Annotated in this window: 3 protein-coding genes; all 3 read right to left on the bottom strand. The window is 69.4% G+C overall.

Translation table 11 applies throughout. The features are described 5' to 3' along the window. Window positions 1–8: 8 nt before the first annotated feature. Genes QZM35_RS15165 through QZM35_RS15155 form a run of 3 tightly spaced genes read right to left on the bottom strand, consistent with a single transcriptional unit; the run spans window position 9 to window position 21,165 of the window. Window positions 9–13,433, bottom strand: coding sequence for a non-ribosomal peptide synthetase/type I polyketide synthase (locus tag QZM35_RS15165; protein WP_301776259.1), 13,425 nt, complete (start codon window positions 13,431–13,433; stop codon window positions 9–11). Then, window positions 13,430–16,753: a bifunctional LLM class flavin-dependent oxidoreductase/SDR family oxidoreductase gene (locus QZM35_RS15160; RefSeq protein WP_301776258.1), complete on the bottom strand. Its 3,324-nt coding sequence runs from the start codon at window positions 16,751–16,753 to the stop codon at window positions 13,430–13,432. Before QZM35_RS15160 ends, QZM35_RS15165 begins: the two co-directional genes overlap by 4 nt. Next, the gene (locus QZM35_RS15155) at window positions 16,750–21,165 is read right to left on the bottom strand and encodes a beta-ketoacyl synthase N-terminal-like domain-containing protein (RefSeq protein WP_367620788.1); all 4,416 of its coding nucleotides are present in this window, start codon (window positions 21,163–21,165) and stop codon (window positions 16,750–16,752) included. Before QZM35_RS15155 ends, QZM35_RS15160 begins: the two co-directional genes overlap by 4 nt. Window positions 21,166–21,256: the final 91 nt, after the last annotated feature.

The raw sequence follows: 21,256 nt of genomic DNA, 5'->3' as shown, positions 1-21,256 counted from the left end.
AAGGCTCCTTAGAATGCGCTGAGTTCGACGGTGGGCTGGCGGGCGTCGGCGTGCAGCGCGCGGTGTCCCAGGGTCAGGTTCCGGATGCGAACGCCCGGATTGGCCAGCACCTCGCCGATGACGGACGTCAGCTCGTGGGCGACGCCTTGCACCAGCGCCTCGCTGAACCGCCCCGCGTGATAGACGACGCGGATCGCGAGGCCCTCGGCGCGCGGTTCGGCCAGGAACCAGAAGTCCGTTGCGGCTTCCGTGTCCGCGCCCTGCGGGTCGTGGTCCGGCAGCTCGGCGATATGCACTTGTCCCGCATAGCGATCGACGGGGCCGTGTCGCTGGTTCTGCAGCGTCAGGCCGATGTCGAAGAGCGGATTGCGTCCCGCCACGCGTTTGATGTGCAGCTCGTCGAGCAGGCGATCGAGCGGATACAGCGGGTGCGAGAACGCTTCGAGGGTGGTGTCCCGCACCCGGGTGAGCAGCGTGTCGAACCGGTCGTCGCCCGCGACACGATCGCGCAGTGCCAGCACGTTCAGGTAGGGGCCGACCTGCGACTCGAGTTCGGGCAGCTCGCGGCCCGCGACCGGCGTGCCGACGACGATGTCCTCCTGGCCGGAACGGCGGTAGAACAGCGCCTTGATCGCGGACAGCAGCGCGATGAACAAGGTCGCGCCGTGGCGCTTGCCGAGCGATTCCAGCGCCGTCGTCTCGGCGGCGGGCAGCTCGAATCGCCAGGATTTCCAGCTCGGCGCGGCCGGCTGCGCGACGTCGCCCGGCAGGTCCAGCGCGCGCAGGCCGCCGCCCAGCTTGGTCAGCCAGTAGTCCTTCATGCGCGCGCCGTCCGGCCCGGCGAGCAGGCGGTTCAGCCAGCCGGCGTAATCCTTGTACTGGATCGGGAGGGCGGGCAGCGGATCGTCGCGACGCTGGACGAATGCGTCATAGAGCGCCGACAGGTCGTCGAGCAGGACCTCCGTGGACCAGCCGTCGCTCACGATGTGATGCATCGTGCAGATGCAGACGTGACGGACTTCGGAGAGCCTGAGCAGCTTGACGCGGAACAGCGGGCCGGCGGCGAGATCCATCGGCGCGATTCGTTCGCTCGCCTCGATCGACGCGGCCTGGGCATCGCGGTCCTCGGCCTCCTGCAGATCCACGACCTCGACCGGGAACGCGGCTTCGCCGGGCGGCAGGACTTGCTGGACCGGCTGGTTGTCTTCCAGCACGAAACGCGTGCGCAGGATCTCGTGACGCTCGCTCAACGCGCGGAACGCCCGCACGAGTGCGTCCACGTCCAGCACGCCCTCGAACAGCAGCGACGTGGGCAGCGGCCCGCCGGCTTGCGCCGCATGGAGGCGATCCTGCACCCACAGCCGCGTCTGGGCCGGGGAGAGCGCGTAGCTTGCCTGCGCCGGCAGCGGCGTCACCGGCGCGTAGTCGATCGGCTGCGTATCGGCGATGCGCTTCGCGAGGCTCGAAATGGTGGGGAGTGCGAACAGGCTGCGGATTTCCAGCTTCGCATGCAGATCGCGACGGATGCGCGCGACGACCTTCGTCGCCAGCAGCGAATTGCCGCCCAGCTCGAAGAAATTGGCGGTCGTGCTGATCCGAACCTTGCCGAGCACTTCCTGCCAGATGGCCGTCAACTGCGCTTCGAGCGCGTTGACGGGCGCGACGTAGTCCAGGCCGTCGCCGGGTTCGGGCAGTCTGGCGCGATCGAGCTTGCCGTTGGGCAACTGCTCGAACGCGCTCACGACGACGAACGCGGCGGGCACCATGTAATCCGGCAGCCGCTGCCGCAGGTGGCCGCGCACCGCGTCGACCAGTTCGGCTTCGGGATGCGACGAGGACAGCCATGCGACCAGTCTCGCGCCGTCGTCCACGCCGCGCAGCGCCACGACGGCGGCGTCGACCAGCGGGTGCGACGTCAGCGCCGCCTCGATTTCACCGGGTTCGATGCGCAGGCCGCGCAGCTTGATCTGGTGATCGATGCGGCCGAGGAATTCGATGTTGCCGTCGGGGCGGTAGCGCGCGAGATCGCCGGTGCGGTAGAGGCGTGCGAGCGGGTCGGTGGAGAACGGATCGGCGATGAACTTCTCGGCGCTCAGTTGAGGTTCGCCGTGGTAGCCGCGCCCGACCGGCGTGCCGCCGATCATCAGTTCTCCGGGCACACCGATCGGCGTGGGCTGCATCTGCGCGTCGACGATGTAGAGGCGGGTGTTGGCGATCGGCCGGCCGATCGGGACGATGCGGTGCGGATCGTCGCGGCGGCACTCCCACGCGGTCACGTCGACAGCGGCCTCGGTCGGGCCGTAGAGGTTGTACAGCCTGACGTCCAGGCGCTCGAGGCAACGCTGCTGCAGGTCGTGGGGCAACGCCTCGCCGCTGCATACGACGCGGCGCAGCGATGCGCAGTGCGCGTCGAGGTCCGGATGATCGAGGAACGCACGCAGCATCGACGGCACGAAATGGAGCGTGGTGATGCGTTCGCGCTCGATGAGCTCGACCAGATAGTCGGTCTCGCGCTGGCCGCCGGGTCGGGCGAACACGAGGCGCGCGCCGGTGACGAGCGGCCAGAAGAGTTCCCAGACCGAGACGTCGAAGCTGAACGGGGTTTTCTGCAGCACCGTATCGTCAGCGTCGAGTGCGTAGGCGTGCTGCATCCACAGGATGCGGTTGGTGATCGCGCGATGGGTGTTGAGCGCGCCCTTGGGCCGGCCGGTCGAGCCGGACGTGTAGATCATGTAGGCGAGGTTGTCGCCGTTGAGCGCGGGCGCGGGGTTGGACGCAGCAGTGGCATCGAGGTCGAGCGAGTCGCTATCGACGACGATCGCATGTGCGTCGGTCTCGGGCAGCGCGTCGCGCAGATGCTGCTGGGTGAGGAGCCAGCGCAACTGCGCGTGGTCGATCATGAAGCGCACGCGCTCGGCGGGGTAGTCGGGGTCGACGGGGACGTAGGCGCCGCCGGCCTTGAGGATCGCGAGCAGCGCGACGCTCATGTCGAGCGAGCGCTCCATGGCGACGCCGACGAGCGCATCGGGGCCGACGCCGAGCGCGATGAGGTGGTGGGCGAGGCGGTTGGCGCGCAGGTTGAGTTCGGCGTAGGTGAGCGTCTGGTCATCGAAGACGGCCGCGACGGCATCCGGCGTGCGCTCGACCTGCTGTTCGAACAGGCGATGCAGCGGTTGCGCGGCGGCTTCACCGAAATCCGTGTCGGTGCGGTTCCACTCGACCGTCATCAGGTTCCGCTCCGCGTCGCTCGTCAACGGCAGTTTGGCAACGGCGGCCGACGCATCGTCCGCGAGATGCGTCAGCAGGGTCCGGTAGATGTCGAGGAAACGCTGCACCGTGCTCGCGTCGAACAGATCGGTGTTGTAGTCGCAATCGATCAGGAGTGCCTGCCCCGCGTCGAGCACGTTGACGTTCAGGTCGAACGCGGTATGGCGGATCAGCGGCGCCACGAGGCCGACCGTCAGGCCGGGCAGTTCGGGCAGCGCCGACACGGGTTCGAGGTTGAAGACCGCCGACACCAGCGGCGCGGCGTTGAGATCGCGCTGTGCGCCGATTTCGCGGACCAGCTCGGCGAACGGATAATCCTGGTGCTCGAGCGCGTCGAGCAGGTTCTGCCGGGTGCCGGCCAGGAAGCTGGCCACGGTGGCCTGCTCGGGCAGCGTGGAGCGCAGCGGGAGCAGATGCGTGCAGTAGCCGGCGAGGCGGTCGCTCCCGGCCACGGAGCGGCCGGTCACCGGGATGCCGGTGACGATCGCTTGTTGGCCGGCGACGCGGTGCAGGAACAGATTGAAGCCCGCGAGCAGCACCATGTAGAGCGTGCAGCCGTTCTGACGGGCCGCGGTGCGCAGCGTCGCGGCCGCCGCCGTGTCCAGATGCAGCGACACGCGCCCGCCGTGAAACGTCTTCACCGCGGGCCGCGGGTAGTCCACCGGAAGATTCAGCGGGGCGGCCTGGTGCGCGCATTGCGCCAGCCAGTAATCGCGATTCGCCTTCGTTTCCGGGCTGTGGCGCTGGCCGTCGAGCTGCTTCAGGTACGCGCGAAACTGCAGCGGCGCGTCGGCCGGCGCCGCACCGGCATACGCGCGGGCCAGGTCCTCGAGCAGGACCCCGAACGTCGAGCCGTCACAGATGATGTGATGGGCCGTCATCACCAGCAGGTGACGCTCGCTGCCCAGGCGCACGAGCGCGGCCCGAAAGAGCGGGCCGTTCACGAGGTCGAACGGCTGGCGGCTTTCCTGCTCCCGCCACGCGTCCTGCTCCGTGTCGATCAGCGGGATCTCGAGTGTCAGCGACGGATGCACGATCTGGCCCGACCCGTCCGCCATCACCGTGGTGCGCAGCGCCTCGTGCCGATCGACCAGGCTCTGGACGGCCGCGCGCATCGCGGCTTCGTCGAGCCGGCCGTTCAGTTCGAGCGTGGTGTTGACGTTGTAGGCGAGCGACCCTTCGGGATCGATTTCCGACAGCACCCACAGCTGGCGTTGCGCTTCGCTCAGCGCGGCCACCGTGCCGTGTTTCGAGTGCGGCCGGATGAAGCCGCCCCGGCGCAGGTCGGCGACGCTGTCCTTCACCGCGCGGATGAAGCGGTCGATATCCTCGTCCGTATGCGCGGTGGACAGGAAGCAGGTGCGCCATTCCCAGATGTAGATGCCCTTTTCGAGCATGTGATAGAAGAACAGGTCGAGGTTCTCGGTGAATTCGAAGCGGAACATCGAGCCGAACCACGTGACCTTGATCGGCGCCTCGGCCTCCGCGAAGAACGCATTCAACGTGCCGGCGATCTGCGCGGTGCGTTCGTTGAGCGCGGCCTGCAGCGCCGGGCCTTCCTGTTCGATCTTCTCCAGCACGGCCAGCGCGGCCGCCATCGCGAGCGGATACTGGCAGAACGTGCCGCCGAACGCGGTGCGGTCCGCGGCGGGGAACGAGTGGTCGCCGTAGGTCCACATGCCGCCGTCGATCGCATCCATGAAGCGGCTGGTGCCGGCGATCACGCCCAGCGGCAGGCCGCCGCCGATGATCTTGCCGTACGTCGCGAGATCGGCCCTGATGCCGAACATCGCTTGCGAGCCGCCCGGATGGACGCGGAAGCCGGTGATCATTTCGTCGAAGATCAGGGCGACGCCGGCCTCCTCGGTGATGCGGCGCAGTTCCTTCAGGAATGCGACGGGTTGCAGCGAAGGGTTGCGGCTCTGCACCGGCTCCACCATCACGGCGGCGAGCGTCGACGCCATCCCGCGAATGGCCTCGAGCGCGGCGTCGCTGCCGTAGTCGAGCAGGATCATGTTCTCGACCGAGCCGAACGGCACGCCGGGGGCGATGGTTTCCGTCACGCCGTCCGCGTTCGCCGCGGCGAGCGTGCCGTCGGCGTGGCCGTGATACGAATGCGTGAACATCACGATCTTGTCGCGCCCGGTCACGGCGCGCGCGAGCCGCATCGCGGTCATGACGGCCTCGGTGCCGGTGTTCGAGAACGCCACGCGATCGAGGCCGGTCACGCGGGCAAAGCGCGCGGCGACTTCACCGACGAGGCTGGAGCGCGCGCCCAGTTCGAGCGGGCGCTGCCATTCGCGGGTGACCTGCTGCTGGATGAAATCCGGCGTGTGGCCGAACAGATGCACGCCGAAGCCCATCGTGAAATCGATGTACTCGTTGCCGTCGATGTCCCACAGCCGCGAACCGGCCGCGCGATCGCCGACGATCGGATACAGCATCTCCTTGGTCGAAAAGCGGAAGCCGACCGTGGCGCGGCTGTCGGCCAGCACCGGGCGCGACGCCTGCACCGAGTCCTTCGATTTCCGGGTGCGCGTCGTGTAGCGCACGATCAGCGCCTCGAGATGCTCCTGCTGCGCGGCGGACAGGCCGCGCGCCCGCTGCTGGACCGGGCTGCCCCACGGCATCATCGGCTTGGGCGGCGCATTGTCGGCCGCGGGCGCCGCGGCGGCGGCTGGCGCGGGCTTCGCCGCGGGCGCGGCGGCCGGTGCCGCGATCGCCGCCTTCGGGGCGACGCTCGCCGTGCTCGCGACGGCTTGCGCGGCGGCCGTCGCCGGCCGGACGCCGGCCTGCCCGGTCAGCGACGTGCGCAGCAGTTCCATCTGCTGGCTCATCACGTGGGACAGCAACTGATTCTGCTCCCGCAACACGCGCTCGACCGTCGAGCCGCCTTCGGCTGCCACCCATTCCACCGGCGCGGCGGCGAGCGGCGCAAGCGCCTGCGCGGACGGCGCGACCGCAACCGCAACCGCCGCCGTGGACGGTTCCGCCACAGCCTCGGAAGCGCCCACGACCTCGGCCCCGGTCGGCGCGGCGGCCACCGGCAGGTTGTCCGCGACATATTCGGCGAGCGCCTGCACCGTCGCCAGGTCTTCGAAGAAGCGGCGCATGGCCAGCTTCACGCCGTACTCCGCCTCGATGTGCCGGATGGCCTCGATCAGCACGATCGAGTCGGCGCCCATCTCGAGGAAGGGCAGTTCGATGTTGATGGTGTCGGGATCGGCCTGAATCAATTCGCCGATCTTGCCGCGAAGCCATTCGAGCACCTCGCCGCTGCGATTGTGCGTCGGTGCGGCGGCGAGGGGTGATGCGCTTGTCTGAGTCATGGACGTGTCCGCTTTCTGGAACCAGGTACGGCTGCGTTGGAAGGGATAGGACGGCAATGCGATGCGTGCGGGTGCGGGTGTTTCGGTCGGGGCCCAGTCGACATCGACGCCGCGGGCATACAGGGTCGACAGCGTTTCGATCAGCGCTTGCTGCTCGACTTGCGGCCGCTGCAGGGCAAGGAACTGGATCCCGGCGTCCGGCGCACAGCACGCGCGGGCCAGGTTGACGAGCACCGGCTTGGGGCCGATTTCGACCAGCACGTTGAAACCGGCTTCGGCGAGGCGCTCGACGCTGCTCGCGAACTGCACCGGCTCACGGCAGTGCCGGCGCCAGTACAGGTCGGTGGGCGCGTCGTCCATCACGGCGCCCGTGAGATTCGAATAGAACGGGAGCGCCGGGCGCGCGACGGGCACGGCTTTCGCCGCCGCCTGGAAGCGGTCCAGCATCGGCTCGAGCAGCGGCGAGTGAAACGCGTGCGACGTATTGAGCGGCACGGACCGGATGTCCTGCGCGGCGAACGCGTCGACCAGCATCGCGATGCGCTCGCGCTTGCCGGAGATCACGATGCTCGCCGGGCCGTTGACGGCCGCCACCGCGACCTCGTGCGGCCACGCTTCGATCGCGCGCTCGACGGTGGCGAGGTCGGTGAAGATGGCCGCCATTTCGCCGTCGCGGGGCAACGCCTGCATCAGCCGGCCGCGTTCGGCGATCAGCCGCAGGCCGTCTTCCGGCGAGAAGACGCCGGCCGCGCACGCCGCCGCGTACTCGCCGACGCTATGGCCCATCACGGCGTCGGGCACCACCCCGAACGACGCCAGCAACGTGGTGAGCGCGTACTGCAGCGAGAACAGGGCCGGCTGGCTGTAGCCGGTCTGGTGAATGTCCTCGCCCTGGGCCGACAGCACGTCGAGCAACGGCTTGTCGAGCAGCGGATCGGCCACCGCGCGGCAGCGGTCGATGGCGTCGCGGAACACCGGATACGCGTCGTACAGGCGGCGGCCCATGCCGGCGTATTGCGCGCCCTGGCCGGTGAACAGGAAGGCCATCTTCACGCGGGGGGCGGGCTGCGTCGTGCCGGCGGGTTCCTTCGCGTGGAAGGCGCGCAGCTTGTCGAGGGCGTCGTCGAGCGACGTCACCGGCCACGCGAGCCGATGCGCGAAATGCGAGCGGCCGGTCGCCGCCGAAAAGGCCACGGCCGCGATGTCGAGACCGGGTTCGGCTTCGAGCCGCCGCTGATAGCGCCCGACCAGCTCGCGCAACGCCGCAGGCGTCTTGGCCGATAGCACCAGCGGATGCACCTTGTGTCTCGACGGTGTCACCGGCCGCGCCGACGCGGGCGCTTCTTCGAGCACCAGATGGGCATTGGTGCCGCTCGCGCCGAACGCGCTGACGCCGGCTCGCCGCGGCCGCTCGCCGCGCGGCCACGCGCTCGCCTCGGCGCAGATCTCGAGGGGCAGCGTGTCCCACTGCACCAGCGGGCTCGGCTGGCGGAAATGCAGGTGGGCGGGCAGGCGGTCGTGGTTCAGCGACAGCACGACCTTGATGACCCCCGCGATGCCGGCGGCGGACTCCGTGTGGCCGATGTTGGTTTTCACGGAGCCGACGCGCAGCCGCCGGCCTTCATCACGGCCATCGCCGAATACCGTCGCCAGCGCCTGCAACTCGACGGGGTCGCCGAGCGGGGTGCCGGTGCCGTGCGCTTCCACGTAATCGATGGACGCGGCGGGCAGCCCGCCCAGCGCCTGGCGGGTCACGGCTTCCTGCGCCCGTCCGTTCGGCGCGGTAAAGCCGCTCGACGCGCCGTCGTGGTTGACCGCCGAACCCCGCAGCACGGCCAGCACGCGATCGCCCGCGGCGAGCGCGTCGGACAGGCGCTTGAGCACCAGCGCGCCGCAGCCTTCGCTGCGCACGAAGCCGTCCGCGGACGCGTCGAAGGTCTTGCAGCGGCCGTCCGGCGCCAGCGCCCGCGTGCGCGAGACGGCGATGGAGTTGTCCGGCGACAGGATCAGGTTGACGCCGCCCGCGATGGCGAGATCGCACTCGCCGCTGCGCAGGTTCTGGCTGGCGGTATGGATCGCGGTGAGCGACGACGAGCACGCGGTATCGATCGCCATGCTCGGCCCTTGCAGGCCCAGTCCGTAGGAGATGCGGCCGGCCGCCGTGTTCAGCGGATTGCCGGTGAAGAAATAGCCGTCGATGCCGGCGCCGCCGCCGTTGCGAAGCTGCAGGTTTGCGTAATCGTTGGTGGTGATGCCGACGAACACGCCGGTGCGGCTGCCCTTGAGACTGTCGACCGGAATGCCGGCATGCTCCAGCGCTTCGTGACTGACTTCGAGCAACAGGCGCTGCTGCGGATCCATCGCGTTCGCTTCGCGCGGCGTGATGCGGAAGAACGCCGGATCGAACTGGTCGACGTCGTCGAGAAAACCGCCGAAGCGGCAGTACATGCGCCCCGGCTTTTCAGGATCGGGATCGTAGTACGCGTCGACATCCCAGCGCTCGCGCGGCACTTCGGAGATCGCATCCACCCCGTCGTTCAGCAAGTTCCAGTAGGCGTCGAGATCGTGCGCGGTGCCCGGAAACCGGCAGCTCATGCCGACGATCGCGATCGGCTCGGGCGTGCCGGCGTCGCGGGCCTCGATGGCCGGCGCGATCGGTCGCGGCTGCGGCACGGCCTGCGCCGGTGCCGCATGTGCGTCCGCCGCCATGCCGGACGCCTGCTCCGCGAGGAAATCCGCGAGGGCGTTGACCGTCGGATGATCGAACAACAGCGCGACCGACAACGGAATGCCCAGCGCGGTTTCGAGCTGCGTGCGCACGTCCAGCGCCATCAGCGAATCCATGCCCATCTCGAAGAAGCCGAGATCGCGATCGAGCGTCCCCGCGTCGTAGCCGAGCACCTGGGCCACCGCGCGATCGATGCTGTCCGCCAGCAGGCGCTTGCGCTCGCGCGGCGACGCGTCGCTCAACGCCGGCATCGACGGCGCGCCGGGCGCGCTTTTGGCCACTCGCACGCGGTCGAGGAACGGCTTGGGTCCGCGCGCCTCGTAGGAGCCCTGGAACAGCGCCAGGTCGATATCGACGACCGCGACCTGGGGCACGGCGGGGAGGCGATTCAGCACGTCGAGCGCACGATCCGCCGCCAGCGACCGGATGCCGACGCGCCGCAGCAACGCTTCCGCCTCGGGGAACGTCATGCCGCCTTGCGCCCAGGGCCCCCAGTTCACGCTCAGCGCCGGCAGGCCCTGGCCGCGACGATGATGCGCGAGCGCGTCGAGGAAGCGGTTCGCGGCACTGTAGTGCGCCTGCTCGCGCGAACCCCACGCGGACGCGATCGACGAAAACAGGATGAAGAAATCGAGCGGAAAGTGCCCGCTGTGCTGATGGAGCAGCCACGCGCCGGCCACCTTCGGTTGCAGCACCGCGTCCAGCTCCTCGCGCCCGACCTGCATGATCGGCTTGTAGCCGACGATGCCGGCCGCGTGCACGATGCCCCGCAGCGGCACGCCGTCGCGCCGGAGCGCGGCGAAGAAAGCGGCGACCGCCGCGGGGTCGGCGATATCGACGCGCTCGCAGCGCAGCGTGACGTTCCGCTCGCGCAGCTCGGCGATCGCCCGCTGGCTCTCGTCGCTCGCGGCCCCTTGCCGGCCGACCAGGATCAGCGTGCGTGCGCCGCGCGCCGCCAGCCACCGGGCGGTGTGCAGCCCGAGCGCGCCGAACCCGCCGGTGATCAGGTAGGCCGCGTCCGGATCGACCGGCAGCGCGGCGGTTTCGGCTGGCGCGAGCGGGCTCAGGCGCGCGGCATGGCGCGCGCCGTGCCGCAACGCCACCTGTTCCTCGCGGCTCTCGCCGAGTAGTTCCAGGAGCAGCGCCTGCGTCTCGTCTTCCGGCGCGGCCGGGTCGAGATCGATCGCGGTGCCGAACCATTCCGGATGCTCGATCATCGCCCCGCGTGCCAGGCCCGACAGCGCAGCCTGCGCGAGCCCGGATACCTGCGGCGCTGCGCCGGCTTCCACCGCGTCGCGCGTGACCACCGAGATCCTGGGCCGGGTCGAAGGCGTCCACTCGCGCTCACTGCCGACCACCGCATGCACGAGATGCAGCAGCGCCGTGGACATGCGCGTCTCGCCGACGGCTTCGTCCAGCGCCCACAGAAAGACGATGCGCTGGCCGGGGGCGGCGGTCTCGTTCAGCAGGCGGACGAAGTCGTCCGGCCGCTCGGGCGCGACCTGCCAGCCCGCTTCCACGTCGCCGAGATAGTCGAGGCCGGGGCGCACCAGCGAGCAGGCTGCGCCGCGCGCCCGCAGCAGCGCCGCAAGCCGCTCGCCGGCACCGCTCGTGTCCGCGAAGATCAGCCACGGGGACGCGTCGGCGGCCGTCTGTGCCGCCGGCAATGCGGCCTGCGGCTCCCACACCACGTGATAGAGCGGGCTTTCGTTCGACGCGGTGGTTTTGGCGGGGGCGAATGCCGTCCTGAGCAGGTCCGGAAACGCGTTCAGCATGTCCTCCGGGTACTTGCCGGACGACTTGAGGTGCCGCACCGCGGCGTCGATGCTGCCGGCATCCATGCCGACGACGGGCGACGGGATCTTCTCCAGGCTGAAGCGCTGCCGCTCGAACGGGTAGTTCGGCAGGGTCGTGGCGGGCTGGGCGGGCGCCGGGAACAGCGCGCGCCAGTCGAACTGCGCGCCCTGCACGTACAGCGCCGCGAGTGCGTGTTCCAGTGCATCGCCCGCGCAGGGCGGCGGCAGCCAGCCGTCGGCGAGCCCTTCCGGCGGGTGCGGCGCATCGGCTTGATCCGACGCGCCGGCCAGTTGCAACCAGTACGACGGGTGTGTCACCTCGTCGGTCACTTCGGTGCCGAGACAGCCCGAAATCAGGCGGACCGACGGCCGTGCGAGCGAGATGTCCTGAAGCACGGCGTGCAACGCTTCGGCATCCGAACGGGCGGTCACGACGCGCAGCGCGTCGGCCACGCTCACGACGCCCGCCACGCAGGCCGCGACATATTCGCCGATGCCATGGCCCGACACGACGGCTGGGCGGATGCCCCATTCCTTCCACAGTTCCGCCCATGCGAACTGGATCGCGAAGCGGCCCGCGTTGGTCTCGAGCGCCTCCAGCGGCACCGCGCAACGCGCGAACGCATCGCGGAACAGCGGTTCCGACGCGTGGAGCGCGCGTGCGACGCCGGTGTCCGGCGCGCCGAACATGAAGCCCACGCGCAACGCCTTGCCCGTGCGCGCCGCTGCCGCCGACGCGGCCCTCACGCCCGACACATAGGCCGCGCGAAACGGATAGTGACTCCGTCCGGTGGCGGCGGCGCGGCAGATGGCGGCCAGCTCCTGCGGCGTCGCGCCGTCGATCGCGCGCTCGTAGCGCTGCACGAGCGCCGCCAGCGCCGCTTCGGATCGTGCCGACAGCAGCAGCAGCGCGCGCTGCGCGGCGTGCACCGGCGCGACGGGCGGCTCCTCGACGATCGCGTGGGCATTGGTGCCGCTGAATCCGAACGCGCTCACCCCGGCGATGCGCTTGCGTTCCCCGCGCTGCCACGCGACCGGATCGGCGGCGACGCGGATCGGGATCTCCTGCCACGGCGTATGCGGATTGGGTCGGGTGAAATGCAGGTGCGCCGGAATCCGGTCGTGCTCGAACGACAGCAGGACCTTGATCAGGCCGGCGATGCCGGAGGCCGATTCCAGATGCCCGATATTGGTCTTGACCGAACCGATCACGAGCGGCTCGTCCGCCGTGCGCCCGGCGCCGTAGACGCCGGCCAGCGCTTCGACCTCGATCGGGTCGCCGAGGGACGTCCCGGTACCGTGGGCCTCGACATACGAGACGTCGCCGGGCGCGACGCCGGCCTGGTTCAGCGCGCGGCGGATCACCCGTTCCTGCGAATCGCGGCTCGGCACGGTCAGCCCGCCGCCCGCGCCGCCCTGGTCGACCGCCGTGCCGCGCACGATGCCGAGCACCCGGTCGCCGTCGGCGAGCGCGTCGGCGAGGCGCTTGAGCACCACCATGCCGCACCCTTCGCCGCGCACGTAGCCGTCCGCCGCCGCGTCGAAGGTCTTGCAGCGTCCGTCCGGCGACAGCATGCGCGCCTGCGAGAAACTGACCATGACCTCGGGCGACAGCATCAGGTTGACGCCGCCCGCGAGCGCCATGCCGGTTTCGCGCGAGCGCAGGCTTTCGCAGGCCAGGTGCAGGCACACCAGCGACGACGAGCAGGCGGTGTCGATCGCCATGCTCGGGCCGGTGAGGCCCAGCACGAACGACAGCCGGCCCGCGGCCATGTTCAGCGCGCTGCCCGTGCCCGCGTAGCTGCTCGACGGCATCGACGCATTGGACACCTGGATCGCGTGGTCGAAGCAGGTGATGCCGACGTACACGCCCGTGGCGGACTGGCGGAAGCGCTCGGGCGCGAGATGGGCGTTCTCGAGCGCCTCCCACGCCACTTCGAGCAGGAGCCGTTGCTGCGGATCGAGGTAGGTCGCTTCGCGCGGCGCGATCCCGAAGAACGCCGCGTCGAATTGATCCACGCGTTCGAGAAAGGCGCCGTGGCGGGTCGCCATCTTGCCGGGCGCGGACGGATCGGGGTCGTAGTAGCGATCGATGTCCCAGCGTTCGCCCGGCACTTCGGTGACGGCATCGCGCGCGCCGTCGAGCAGTTGCCAGAACGCGTCCGGCGTATCGCTGCGGCCGGGGAAGCGGCAAGCCATGCCGATGACGGCGATCGGCTCGTTGCGGTCCGAACGCAGCGCCGCGATTTCCGCGCGCCGCAGGCGCAATTCGTCGAGCGCGGCTTTCAGTGCATGCGTGGCCTTGGCGTTCATTGGGTGCCGATCTCCTGGGCGATCAGTTCGGAAAGGTCGTCCTCGTCGAGGTCGTCGGATGCTTCGTCGACGACCGGCGCGGGGAGCGACGGCGACAGTTCGTTGAGCACGTACTGGGCGAGCGCCCGCAGGTTCGGATAGGAAAAGAACAGCGTCGCGCGAAACGGCCTGCCGAACACCTTGGTGAGGCGATCGGTCAGTTCGAGCGCGACCAGCGAATCCAGGCCGAGATCGAGCAGCGATTGCTCGGGCGCGATGGCGTCGGGGCCGGACAGACGCAAGGTCTCGGCGAGCATCGCCGCGAGCGTGTCGGTGACGAGCTCGACCCGCTCGCGCGGCGCGCATGCATGCAGCTGGCGCAGCAACGCCGTGTCCTGCTGCACGGGCTGCGCGGCCGGTTGCGCCAGCTCGGAAAACAGCGCGGACCCGGCGGCCGGCGCATCGACCCGGAACAGGGTCGGCCAGTCGATTTGCGCGACCCCGGACTGCGCGACGCCGGACGCCACCAGCCGTTCCAGCGTCGCGATGGCCAGTTCGGGCGGCAGCGTGCCGACGCCGAGCGCGCCCAGCTGTTCGTGCGCGCGCCGTCCGTAGTCGGTGGCGGCATGGCCGATCTCGGCCCACGGCCCCCAATTGACGCTGAGCCCCGGTTGCCCCTGCGCGCGCCGATGCTGGGCGAGCGCGTCGAGGAAGCTGTTCGCCGCCGCGTAGTTGCCCTGGCCCGGCATGGTGATCAGCGCGGCCATCGACGAGAACAGCACGAAATGGTCGAGCGGCAAGCCGGCCGTCAGCTCGTGCAGATACCAGGCGCCGTCGGCCTTGCCGCTGCCGGCGCGATGGAAGGCGTCGTCGTCCTGGCGCGTCAGCAGCGCATCGTCGAGCGCGCCGGCGAGATGAAAGACCCCTTTGAGCGGCGGCATCGACTGCGCGATTTCATCGAGCGCCTGCTCGACGTCCTCGCGACGCGACAGGTCGGCGCGAATGAACCGCGCGTCGAGTGTGCGCAGGATTGTCTCGTGCGCGGCGGAAGGTTCGCCGCGCCCCAGCAGGACGATTTTCCCGGCGCCGTGGTCGGCGAGCCAGGACGCGAGCCGCAGGCCGAGCCCGCCGAGCCCGCCGGTCACGAGATACGTTGCGTCATCGTGGAACCGGATCGGCCGGTGGCTGACGAATTCGCGATTGTCGCGGGCGATGCGCGCGACGTAGCGCTGGTCGCGGCGAAACGCGACCATGTCTTCCCGGCCGCCCGCCTGTACCGCTTGCACGATGTGCGCCGCCGACGGCTGCGCGGGATCGAGGTCGACGAGCCCGCCCCACAGCGCCGCATGCTCGACCGCGATCGCGCGGCCCAATCCCCACAGCGGGGCCTGCGCCACCGCGATCGATTCGCCCTCCAGAACATTCATCGCGCCCGACGTCACCAGCCATAGACGCGCCTGCCGGGCCGACGGCGCGCGTGACGCAAGCGCCCTGACCAGGTGCAGCACGCTCGCGCTGGCACGCCGTCTCGCCGCGATGTCGGCGGGCGCGAGATCGAGACTCCACAGGTGGATGACGCCCTTCAGCGGGCGGTCGGGCGCGGGCAGGTCCGGCGTCGCGTCGGCGAAGCGCAGCGTGCACGTATCGCCGTTGGCTTCCAGCAGCGCCGACAGCTGTGCGCCCACGCCGCCGCGGTCCGCGAGAATCAGCCACTCGCCCTGCGCGGAACCGCCGGTTGCCGCGTCGACGTTCGACGGTCTCCAGACGCGTTGATAAAGCAGCGCGGCGAAGTCGTGCCGCTCGGCGGCGCGCCCCGCGCGCACCTGCTGCAACCGCAGCCCATCGATCTCGATCAGCAGTCGCCCTGCAAGGTCATGGACGCGGATGTCGCCCTCCAGCGTGCCCTGTCCGACCGGCTTGCGCAGCGTGGCGTGACTCCATGCGTCGGTCGACGACGGCGGCTGATGCACTCGTACCGCACCGATCGAGCTGGGCAGGTACAGGTCGCCCGACGCCAGCGCGTCCGGATCGATGGCGGCGGCGAGCACGCGGCTGCACGCGTCGAGAAAGGCGGGGTGGACCTGGTACGGCGACGATGCCAGCGCGTCGGCCGGCAGGCTGATTTTCCCCAGCGCCTCGCCGGTCGTACGCCAGATCTGCCGGATCGCGTCGAACACGCCGTCGATCTGCACGCCGTGCTGCCGGATTTCGCCATTGAAGTCCGCGCCCGACGTCGTTTCCGGGCAGCGGGCCTGCACCTCGGCGGCATCGAATCGCGTCTGCGCGGCGGCTTGCCTGGGCGCGCACATCTCCCGTAGTCGACGCAACTGCGGAAGATTGCCGAGGATCCGCTCGACCGGCGGACCGAAATCCAGCAGGCAGGCCACTTCATCCACGCCGATCGACGCGAGATCCCGCACCAGGTCGACGCAGGTTTCCGGCGTGCCGATGAGCCCGCGCGATTGCGCGAAGCGTTCATAGAGAAACTCGACGAACTCGTCCAGTTCGCGTGCGCCCATCGCGCGCACGTCGACCGACTGGCCGCGGCTCTGCGCCAGCCCGTTCAACAGCCCGATATTGCCGCGGATGTAGTTGCAGAACGGCACACGCGCCTGTTCGCGCGCCTGCGCCGCATCGTCGCCGACGAACGTGTGCAGCATCACGGACACGGTGCCGGCCGCCGGATCGAAGCCGTGCTTCGCGCGCGCGTCGCGGTAGAGGGCGATCTTGTGCGCGAGCTGGTCGCGATCCTGGTCGAGCACGTGGGTCAGCAGGTTGGCGCCGGTTTCGCCGGCGCGCACGAACGTCTGCGGATTGCTCGCGGCGGTCACCCACACGGGCAGCTCCGGCTGCACCGGCGTCGGATAGATGCGCAACTGCACCGGCTTGCCGACGCCGTTCGTCGCCTTCAGCATGCCGCCGCGCCACAGATGCTGGACCGTGCGCATCGTCGCCAGCATGTCGTCCTGCCGGCTCGCATATTTGTCCGGGGCGAACACGAAGTCGTCCGGATTCCATCCGGACGCGAACGACACGCCCACGCGGCCGTTCGACAGGTTGTCCACCATCGACCATTCTTCCGCGATCCGGATCGGGTTGTGCAGCGCCGCGACCACGCTGCCCGCGACCAGCTTCACGCGTTGGGTGGCCGCCGCGAGCGCGGCGTGCAGGACGGCGGGATTCGGGTACAGCGAGCCGAATTCGGTGAAATGGCGCTCCGGCACCCAGACGCTGGAGAACCCGTTCGCATCGGCGAAGCGCGCGCTTTCCATCACGAGCTGGTACTTGTTGCCGGACAGCGCCTCTTCACTGCTGGCGAAGAACATCAGGCCGAATTTCATGCGTGGCTCCGATCCGATTCGTGAATCTCGGCACTCGCGCACATCTGCCACGTCGGGGTGGCGCGGGTGTCGTCGATCCGGTGATAGACGGCAAACGAAAACGGTCCCCAGGACCGGCGGCTCAGCACGGTCTGCACGGTGCGCGATGCATGCGGATGCAGCGGCAACGGCGCATGCAGCGCGAGGTCCTTCAACGTCGTATGGCCGGCAGCACCGATTTCCGACGTGGCCGACAGTGCCATTTCTACGAACGCGGAATAGGGCAGGACGGGCGAGCCCTTGACGCGATGACCGTCGAGAAAGGTGGTGGCCGGCGCATCGAGACGCGATTGCCAGATCCACGTGGCCGGCGCATGCGCGTGCTGCTCCATGAGGCGCCCGAGCAACGGATGCCGCGGCGCACGTGGCGTGATCCAGAAGCCGCGACGCTCGAACGGGTAGGTCGGCAGCGCGAGCCGGCGGTGCGGTGCGCCCCGCTCCACGGCATCCCAGTCGATCGACGCGCCGCGTACGTACAGCGCGGCGAGCGTGTGCAGGATCGCGTCCCACGCGGCCGTGTGCGTGCCGATTTCGATCACGACGCGGTTTTCCGCCGCACCGCCGTCCGGCGTCTGCGGCATGTCCGCCCACGAGGCTGCGGCGCGATGCCCGTCGCCCGCGCTGCTGACGGCATTCGGCGTGATGCCGAACGACATCCACAGTTGCGCGAGCGCGCGCTGGAATGCCGTGAACCCGGCTTCGGCGAGGGCGAGCCCGGGCGCCTCGGATTGCCGCTGCATCAGCGCGTCGAAAGCGGGGCTGGCCGAGCGCAATTGTCGAACCGCGTCGGCGCTGCCGCCGTCGTCGGCGCAAAAGTGGAATGTCACCGCAGGCGGCGTTTCGGCTGGCTTGCCGGACGAAACGGCACCAAGTTGCGAACGCAACGAATCGAGACTCGATGCGACGATGGCCGCGCGCCGCGTGAAGTGAGTGCGCCCGGAATTGGCCGTGAATGCGAAATCCCGCACACGGGCCTCGGGATGGGCGTCGAGGTAGGCCGCATAGGACGCAGCGAGCGCGTGCAACGCTTCCGGCGTGCGCGCGGAGAGCGTCACGACGCGCGCCGCGGGCGCTGCCGGGTCGGCTTCGATCTCCGCGGGCCGGGGCGCTTCGGACAGGATCAGGTGCGCGTTGGTGCCGCCGAAGCCGAACGAACTGACGCCGGCCACGCGCGGCCCGTGTTTCGAATCCCACGGCGTGACCTGCTGCGGCATGCGGAACGGCGTGCCGTCGAGCGCGATCTGCGGATTGATCGACCGGAAATGGAGGTTCGGCGGAATGGCGCGATGGTGTAGCGCAAGGGCGGTCTTGATCAGGCTGGCGATGCCCGCCGCCGATTCCAGGTGGCCGATGTTGGTCTTGACCGAGCCGATCCAGCAGTGCTCGTCCGGCCGGCGGGAGTCGTTCAGGACGGCCGCCAGCGCGTTCAATTCGATCGGGTCGCCGAGCGGTGTGCCTGTACCGTGCGCCTCGACGAAGCCGATGTCCTGCGCGCGTACGCCGGCATCGCGCAGCGCACTATGAATCACGGCCTGCTGGGCCGGGCCGTTGGGCGCGGTCAGGCCATGGCTGCGTCCATCCTGATTCACCGCGGAGCCGCGGATCAAGGCGAACACGGTGTCGCCGTTCGCGAGCGCATCGTCGAGCCGCTTGAGCAGCACCATGCCCACGCCTTCGCCGCGCACGTAACCGTTCGCTGATGCATCGAACGCCTTGCATCGGCCGTCCGGCGACAGCATGCCCGCTTGCGTGAAGGACGCGCTCAATTGCGGCGCCAGAATCAGGTTGACCCCGCCGGCCAGTGCCGCATCGGACTCGCCGCGCTGCAGCGCGCGGCACGCCTGATGCACCGCGACGAGCGAGGACGAACACGCGGTATCGACCGCCCAGCTTGGGCCGCGCAGATCGAGCGCGTAGGAAATGCGGTTGGCGGCGACGCTGAGCGCATTGCCCGTCGCGACATAAGGGCCGACGTCCGCGACTTCGTCCTGCGCCAGCCGGATGTAGTCCGAATTGCTGATGCCGACGATGACCGCGGTGCGGCCGCCGGCGAGACTGCCGGGTGCGATCCCCGCATGCTCGAGCGTCTCCCAGGCCACCTCCAGCAGCAGACGCTGTTGCGGATCCATCGATTCCGCTTCGCGGGCGCTGATGCCGAAGAATGCCGCATCGAACTGATCGACCTGGTCCAGCAGTCCGGCGGGCGGAAGGTCGGCGCCGCGCTGCGTCGACGCGCCGACCGCGTCCCGGCCCTCCAGCAGCAACTGCCAGAATGCGTCGGGATTGCCGGCGCCGGGGAAACGGCATCCCATGCCGACGATCGCGATATCCGCGCGTGCTGCGGCCGAGCCGGGCGCCGGGTCCGGCATGGCGTTCCCGGTGCCGCTCAAATGGCGCGCCAGCAGCGAAATACTCGGAAAATCGTAGACGACGGTCGGGGAAACCGGCCGCCCGAGCCAGTCCTGCAACTCGCCCGAGAGCTGGATGGCGTCCTTCGAATCGAGCCCGTGGATGCTGAACGGCGCGTCGGGGTCGATCTTGCCGGCGTCGATTCCCGACAGACGCGAGACACGTTCGATGCACCATTGCACCAGCGCTTGCGTGTCGCGTGGCGTGGCCGGTTGCGGGGCGGCCGGCGGCGCGGAGAACGCACGGCGCCACTCGCCCGCGATCGCGAGTCCCTGTTCATCGATGAATGCCTGCCTGATCCGGCTCCGCTGGATTTTGCCGCTGGACGTGCGCAGGATCGTGGCGGGCTTCAACAGCACAGCCGCATACAGATCGACGTCGTGCGCTTCGGCGAGCGTGCGCCGGATCTCCGCGGCGACGGCTTCCGCGTCCAGCGTGTTGAGCGCTTCCCGGCGCACTTCACAGGCGACGACGATCCGCTCCACGTTGTCGACGTTGATCGAGAAAGCCGCCGATGCATTGGGCGCCAGCGCGGGGTGGCTTCCCTCCGCGGTTTGTTCGAGATCCTGCGGGTAGTGATTGCGGCCGGCGACGATGATGAGGTCTTTCAAACGGCCGGTGACGAACAGGTCCTCGCCATCGACGAAACCGAGATCGCCCGTGCGCAGGTAACGCGCATCATCGCCATCCAGCTTCGCGCCGAAGGTGCGTTCCGTTTCCTCGACGCGGTTCCAGTAGCCGACGCCGACGCTCGGGCCCGTCAACCAGATTTCGCCGATCCGGCCGGGCGCGCAGCGCTCACCGGTATCCGGATTCACGATCCGCAGGCGGTGCTCCGCCCAGGTCCGACCGCATGAGACCAGCGCGTGGCGCTTGCCTTGGTCGCTTCTCGTCGCCACGCCTTGCGCGAGGCCGTCGGCGTCGTAGTCCGCCACGCGCGGCAGCGAGCGTGCCGGCTGACCGGAGATGAACAAGGTCGCCTCGGCCATCCCGTAGACCGGGCGCATGGTGTGCGCGTGGAAGCCGCATGCGGCGAAGGCGCGCGAAAAACGCGCCACCGACTCCGCGCGCACCGGTTCCGCGCCGTTGAACGCAACCCGCCAGCTGCTCAGATCGAGCTGCGCGCGCGCTTCATCGGAGATTTTGCGCGCGCACAGGTCATACGCGAAATCCGGCGCGGCGCAATGCGTGCCGCGATACTTCGTGATGGCCTGCAGCCAGCGGAGGGGCTTCTGCACGAACGCCGCGGGCGCCATCAGCACCGACAGCACGCCGAGATAGATCGGCAGCAGCACCTTCCCGAAGAACCCCATGTCGTGAAACACCGGGAGCCAGCTGACGAACACCGTCGACGCATCGGCGTCGCTCGCCTCGGCGATGACCGCCATGTTGCTCAGGATGTTCGCATGACTGATCATCACGCCTTTCGGCGTACCGGTGGAGCCTGACGTGTATTGCAGAAGCGCCAGCGTCTGCGGCGTGATGTCCGGTGCGCGCCAGTGTTCGGCCGGCGCGTCGAAGCGCTGGTCCGTCGCGAGGATCTTCAGTTCCAGCGTGTCGGAATAACCGTCCGCGTGATGCGCGATGCCGTCGAGTGTGGCTGCATCGGTCAGCGCGACGACCGGCCCGGCGTCGGCGACGATCGCCTTGAGACGATCGGCGGGGCGATGCCTGCGCGGCGGATACGCAGGTACGCCGATCAGGCCGGCGTACAGGCATCCGACCCATGCGCAGATGAATTCGAGCCCGGGCGGATAGACCAGCAGGACGCGATCGCCCGGTTGCGCGATGTCCTGCAGCCTGGCGGCGATGCCGCGCGCCCGCTTGTCGAGGTCGCCGAACGTGAGCCGGGTCAGTTCCGCTTCGCCGTTCTCGAGAAAAATGAATGCCGTCTTCTCCGGTTCTACCTTGCCGCGAAACAACAGAATTTCTGTAACAGTCCTGAATTTTGTATCGGGAAGCATGCTCAACCTTCGTTGTCTTCTAAACGTTGAATATCTCAGGACCGGTCGTGGCGATCCCGCCAAGCGTGCTTCGTTGGACGGTATTGAAATT

Source organism: Burkholderia sp. AU45274, assembly GCF_030482505.1.
GTDB lineage: Bacteria > Pseudomonadota > Gammaproteobacteria > Burkholderiales > Burkholderiaceae > Burkholderia.
The sequence above is the reverse complement of the archived record's forward strand: the minus strand, read 5'-3'. Positions and strand labels throughout refer to the sequence as shown.